Source organism: Streptomyces sp. FH025 (genome assembly GCF_017427025.1).
In the GTDB taxonomy this organism is placed as follows: domain Bacteria; phylum Actinomycetota; class Actinomycetes; order Streptomycetales; family Streptomycetaceae; genus Kitasatospora.
In genome coordinates, this window is the sequence record NZ_JAFLNG010000537.1 from 1 (window position 1) to 5,460 (window position 5,460).

The following is a 5,460-nucleotide window of genomic DNA, read 5'->3' on the forward strand; positions in this document are numbered from 1 at the left end:
CTCGGTGCCGGTGGGCAGCTCCTCGGAGCGGTCCTGGCGGCTCTGGCCCGGAACGGCGCCGCTGGCGGCGAGGAGTTCGCTGGTCGGGCGGCGCATGCCGTAGCGGCGGTGCACCGCCTGCTTGGTGACCCCGAGGGCGGAGCCCACCGAGTCCCAGGAGAAGCCCAGCGCCCGGTCGAACTCGACCGCCGCCGCCACCAGCGTCTCCACGCTCTCCCGCAGCTCCTGCGCCAGGCGCACGGTCGGCGCGGGCGCCCGCCCGTACACGACGAAGCCGGCCGAGGTGCTGGGGCGGCGCGGCCGGTAGACGTTGCCCAGCTGGGCGGTGAGCGTTCGCAGCGCGTCGACCTGGCGCCGCACCCGCTCGATGTCCCGCACCAGCAGGTGGAGGCTCGCCCGCGCTCGGGCGTCGTGGTTGATCTGCTCGGCCATGGCCTACGTGCCACCTTCCGTACGGTTCAGCTCGGCCGGGGCGCGGTGTCCCGTGCGCCCGGCCCCGGTCAATCTCTCTTGACCAACGCCGAAGCGGGGGCCGGGGTAACGCCACCGGAGCGGTCTGGATGTGTCGGCGGTCCCGGGCGGGGCCCGTGGGCGCCCCGACGGGTTGCATAGACTTGCGGTGCACCCGTCGTAACCCGTAGCCCGTTTGCCCTTGTGGACAGGAGCCCGTACCCCGTGGCGATCCAGCCGATCCGTCTCTTCGGAGACCCCGTCCTGCGGGCCACCGCCCAGCCGGTGACCACCTTCGACAAGGAACTGCGCAACCTGGTCAGCGACCTCACGGACACCATGCTCGACGCCCCCGGCGCCGGCCTCGCCGCGCCCCAACTCGGCGTTTCGCTGCGGGTGTTCACGTACCACGTGGACGGCGTGACCGGGCATCTGATCAACCCGGACCTGTCGCTGAGCGAGGAGGAGCAGGAGGGCCCCGAGGGCTGCCTCTCGCTGCCCGGCCTGCGCTACGACACCCGGCGCGCGTACGGCGTGGTCGCCAAGGGCTTCAACATGTACGGCGATCCGGTCACGCTGGAGGGCACCCAGCTGCTCGCCCGGTGCATACAGCACGAGACCGACCACCTGGACGGCATCATCTTCATCGACCGGCTCGACCGCGAGCAGCGCAAGGCCGCGCTGAAGGCGATCCGGGAGGCGGACTGGGGCGAGGGGCCGGCGCCGGTGGTCAAGGTCTCGCCGCACAGCACCTTCGGTTCCGCGCGCTGAACGTCCCCGGGGAATTCCCCCCCCGGTGAATTCCCCTCGGTGAATCTTCCTCGGTGAATTCCCCTCAGTCCTTCGGATTTCTGAACTTTCCTTTACAGAAAGGCACTTGATGCGTCTCGTCTTCGCCGGCACCCCCGAGGTCGCCGTTCCCGCCCTGGACGCGCTGCTCGCCTCCGACCGGCACGAGGTCGTCGCGGTGGTCACCCGCCCCGACGCGCCCGCCGGGCGTGGGCGCAAGCTGGTCGCGAGCCCCGTCGCCCAGCGCGCCGAGGAGGCCGGGATCGAGGTCCTCAAGCCGGTGAAGCCCAGCGACCCGGAGTTCGTCGCCCGGCTCACCGAACTCGCTCCGGACTGCTGCCCGGTGGTCGCGTACGGCGCGCTGCTGCGGCCCGGCACCCTGGAGATCCCCAAGCACGGCTGGGTCAACCTGCACTTCTCGCTGCTGCCCGCCTGGCGCGGCGCGGCCCCGGTCCAGCACTCGGTGCTGTCCGGCGACGAGGTCACCGGCGCGTCCACCTTCCTGATCGAGCAGGGCCTGGACTCCGGCCCGGTCTACGGCGTGATCACCGAGGAGATCCGGCCGGGCGACACCAGCGGGGAACTGCTCACCCGGCTGTCGCTCTCGGGCGCGCGGCTGCTCGCGGCCACCATGGACGGCATCGAGGACGGCTCGCTGCACCCCGTGCCGCAGCCGGCCGAGGGCGTGACGCTCGCGCCGAAGATCACCGTCGAGGACGCGCGGATCGACTGGAACCACCCCGCGCTGCGGATCGACCGGGTGGTGCGCGGCTGCGCTCCGGCGCCGGGCGCCTGGACCGAGTTCCGGGGCGAGCGGCTGAAGGTCACCGGCCCCGTCCGGTTGCTGCCGGAGTCCGCCGAGCTGGCGCCGGGCGAGGTCGCGATGGTCGGCAAGAACAGCGTGCGGGTCGGGACGGGGAGCCACGACATCGAGCTGGGGGAGGTGCGTCCGCAGGGGAAGAAGGAGATGCGGGCCGCCGACTGGGCGCGCGGAGCGCGGCTGGAGGCCGGGGAGCGGTTCGGGGCTGAGCCTCAGGTTTAGCGTTACTGTTCGTTCGAGACCGTTCATCTGTTCGTCTGATAACCACCGCAGCACCTTGAGGCACCTGTGAGCACCCCCAGCACCCCCGGCGCCAAGCGCGCCCCCCGTCCGCACCGCCGGCCGAAGAAGGACCCGGCCCGGATCGTCGCGTTCCGCGCGCTGCGCGCCGTCGACGAGCGCGACGCGTACGCCAACCTGATCCTGCCCTCGCTGCTCCGCGAGGCCGAGCAGAAGGGCATGGACCGCCGCGACGCCGCTCTCGCCACCGAACTCGTCTACGGCACCCTGCGCCTGCAGGGCACCTACGACGCGATCATCGCGGCCTGCATCGACCGGCCGCTGAGCAAGGTCGACCCGCCGGTGCTGGACGTGCTCTCGCTCGGCGCCCACCAGCTGCTCGCCACCCGCATCCCCAGCCACGCGGCCGTCTCGGCGACCGTCGAGCTGGCCCGGGCGGTGCTCGGCGACGGCAAGGCCAAGTTCGTCAACGCCGTGCTGCGCCGGATCAGCGCCCACGACCTGGACACCTGGATCGAGCAGGTCGCCCCGCCGTACGAGCAGGACGCCGAGGACCACCTGGCGGTCGTGCACTCGCACCCGCGCTGGGTGGTCTCCGCGCTGTGGGACTCGCTCGGCCGCTGGCAGCCGGACGCCTCCGGGCGCGGCGCGGTGGAGGAACTGCTGCGGGCCGACAACGAGCGGCCCGAGGTCACCCTGGTGGCCCGCCCCGGCCGGGCCACCGTCGGCGAGCTGTCCGAGGCGCTGCCCGAGGCCGAGCCGGGCCGCTGGTCCCCGTTCGCGGTGCGGCTCGCCGAGGGCGGCGATCCGGGCTCGCTGGACGCCGTCCGGGAGAACCGGGCGGGCGTGCAGGACGAGGGCAGCCAGCTGGTCGCGCTGGCGCTGGCCTCGGCCCCGGTGGAGGGGCCGGACCGGCTCTGGCTGGACGGCTGCGCAGGGCCGGGCGGCAAGGCCGCGCTGCTCGGGGCGTTGGCCGCCGAGCGGGGCGCGGCGCTGGTCGCGAGCGAGAAGCAGCCGCACCGGGCCCGGCTGGTCGCCCGGGCGCTGGAGGGCAACCCCGGCCCGTACACGGTGATCGCGGCGGACGGGACCCGCCCGGCCTGGCGCTCCGGCGGCTTCGACCGGGTGCTGGTCGACGTGCCCTGCTCCGGCCTGGGCGCGCTGCGGCGCCGCCCGGAGGCGCGCTGGCGGCGCCGGCCGGCCGACGTCGCGGCCTTCGGGCCGCTGCAGCGGGACCTGCTGCGCTCGGCCATCGAGGCCACCCGGGTCGGCGGGGTGGTCGGCTACGCGACCTGCTCGCCGCACCTCGCGGAGACCCGGGCCGTGGTCGACGACGTGCTGCGCGGGGAGGGCGGCCGGGTCGAGTGGATCGACGCGCGGCCGCTGCTGCCGGGCGTTCCGGCGCTCGGGGACGGGCCGGACGTGCAGCTGTGGCCGCACCTGCACGGGACGGACGCGATGTACCTGGCGCTGCTGCGGCGGACGGCCTGAGCCTTCGTGCGGCTTGAGTAGCTCGTACGGCTTGCATCTCCCGTAGGGGGAGGCGCCAGGGTGGTGGCCATGAACGGCGACACGCTCCATTCGATCGGTGAGCTGGCCCGGCGGACCGGGCTGACGGTGAAGACCGTCCGGTTCTACTCGGACCAGGGGATCGTGTCGCCAGCCGACCGCAACCCGGCCGGCCACCGGCGGTACGGCGCGGACGCCGTGGCCCGCCTCGATCTGGTGCGCACCCTGCGTGAGCTCGGGCTCGGTCTGCCGGAGATCCGGCAGGTGCTGGAGCGCGAGCTCACGCTGCCCGAGGTGGCGGCGGCTCACGCCGAGGCGCTTGAGGTCCGGATCCGGGTGCTGCGGCTGCGGCAGGCGGTGCTGCGGACGGTGGCCCGGCGCGGGGCAACCGCAGAGGAGCTGACGAGCGTGCACCGGCTGGCCCGATTGACGGAGGACGAACGGGAGCGCCTGGTCGGGGAATTCCTGACCGAGGTGTTCGACGGGGTAGGGGCCGAGGGCGGATTCGGCGGCGTGGCCCGGTCGTTGACGCCGGAGCTGCCGGAGGAGCCCTCGGCCGAACAGGTCGAGGCGTGGGTGGAGCTGGCGCGGCTGGCCGGTGACGCCGGGTTCCGGGAGCTGCTGCGCGGGCTGGCCGAGGACGAGGCTGCGGAGGGTGTTCCGGGTGCGGTGCCCAGGCCTGGACTGGCCGTGTTGGTAGGGGAGTTGGCCGGTCCGGCGGTCGCGGCGGGGGTGGAGCCCGGGTCGGCGGAGGCGGCCGGAGTGGTCGCCGCTCTGCTGGAGCGGTACGCGCGGTTGGTGGGTGTCGACGAGGCCGACGGATCGCTGCGGGATCGGCTGGTGGAGCGGGTGGAGGCGATGGCGGACCCTCGACGGGAGCGGTACCTGGGGCTGCTGGCGGTGGTCAACGGGTGGGCTCAGCCCGGGAGTTCGGCGGAGGTGCTGGGGTGGACGGGGCGCGCCCTCGCCCTCGCCCCGCCCTCGCCCGGGCGGGTTACCGCTGTCGGCGGGTGGGGCCGGAGTAGCGGGTGAGGAAGGCGTGGGCCTGGGCCCGCAGGTGGTCGACCGGCGGGTCCTCGCAAACCACCTCCAGGCCGAGTCCGGTGGCCTGGCCCCGCTGGTAGTAGGACTGGTAGGCGAGGTACGGGCGGTGGCCGTCGGTGGGGTCGAGCCCGACGGCGAAGGTCGCGAAGTGGATCCGTTCGTTCTCGGTGCGCGCGAACTCGGTGCGGGAGAGCTGCCATTCGAACTCGTACGGTTCGGGCTCGGCGGGCAGGTCGAGGAGGGCCTGGGCGAGCCGACGGACCTCGTCCGGATCGGCGAACGGGAGCGACTCGGACCACAGCGGTGCGGTGGCGAGCAGCTCCCAGCCGCTGCCGTTGTGACTGACGGTCAGTGCCCACTCGCCGTCCTGGTCGTTCCAGCGGCAGCTGAGGATCGGGTCCATGGTGGTCAACCTCCCTGTGGAGCCCGGCCGTTCGGTTCCCATCATCGTGGCACACCGGGCGGCCGGTGGGGTCGGGACGCGGCCGGTCCGGGGCCGCCTCGCCAGGCTTGTCGCAGCGGACGGTAGTCGAGCACGGTGATGTCGTGCTCGACCAGCAGACGGCGGGCTTCGGGGGAGACGAGGAACTCGTAGTCTCCGCGCCGGA

General features: G+C 73.8%; 6 protein-coding genes. 4 read left to right on the forward strand and 2 right to left on the reverse strand.

Translation table 11 applies throughout. The features are described 5' to 3' along the window. Window positions 1-432: hypothetical protein (locus J0670_RS28770; RefSeq protein ID WP_243437662.1), on the reverse strand; the 432-nt coding region annotated here is incomplete at its 3' end. Window positions 433-675: 243 nt separating this feature from the next. Between J0670_RS28770 and def the strand changes: the two genes are divergently transcribed. The 4 genes from def to J0670_RS28790 all read left to right on the forward strand — a co-directional run bounded on the left by def (window position 676) and on the right by J0670_RS28790 (window position 4,840). Further along, window positions 676-1,221, forward strand: coding sequence for a peptide deformylase (gene def, locus J0670_RS28775; protein WP_207814613.1), 546 nt, complete (start codon window positions 676-678; stop codon window positions 1,219-1,221). Between the two features lie 109 nt (window positions 1,222-1,330). Then, window positions 1,331-2,281 carry a methionyl-tRNA formyltransferase gene (gene fmt, locus J0670_RS28780; protein ID WP_207814614.1) on the forward strand — a complete coding sequence of 317 codons (951 nt, stop codon included), beginning with the start codon at window positions 1,331-1,333 and terminating at the stop codon, window positions 2,279-2,281. Between the two features lie 66 nt (window positions 2,282-2,347). Further along, on the forward strand, window positions 2,348-3,790 hold the full coding sequence (locus tag J0670_RS28785) for an RsmB/NOP family class I SAM-dependent RNA methyltransferase (protein WP_207814615.1): 1,443 nt from the start codon (window positions 2,348-2,350) through the stop codon (window positions 3,788-3,790). A gap of 69 nt (window positions 3,791-3,859) precedes the next feature. Next, complete coding sequence (locus tag J0670_RS28790; RefSeq protein ID WP_207814616.1) at window positions 3,860-4,840, forward strand: MerR family transcriptional regulator; 981 nt, start codon at window positions 3,860-3,862, stop codon at window positions 4,838-4,840. On the opposite strand, the gene J0670_RS28795 is transcribed toward J0670_RS28790, so the two are convergent. Further along, the gene (locus tag J0670_RS28795) at window positions 4,803-5,255 is read right to left on the reverse strand and encodes a hypothetical protein (RefSeq protein ID WP_207814617.1); all 453 of its coding nucleotides are present in this window, start codon (window positions 5,253-5,255) and stop codon (window positions 4,803-4,805) included. The two genes, J0670_RS28790 and J0670_RS28795, sit on opposite strands and share 38 nt — an antisense overlap. Window positions 5,256-5,460: the final 205 nt, after the last annotated feature.

What these genes read in the sequence shown, in the direction of transcription:
- fmt (WP_207814614.1), top strand. Translation starts at nt 1,331, where the DNA reads ATGCGTCTCGTCTTCGCCGGCACCCCCGAGGTCGCCGTTCCCGCCCTG.
- J0670_RS28790 (WP_207814616.1), top strand. Translation starts at nt 3,860, where the DNA reads ATGAACGGCGACACGCTCCATTCGATCGGTGAGCTGGCCCGGCGGACC.
- J0670_RS28795 (WP_207814617.1), bottom strand. Translation starts at nt 5,255, where the DNA reads ATGGACCCGATCCTCAGCTGCCGCTGGAACGACCAGGACGGCGAGTGG.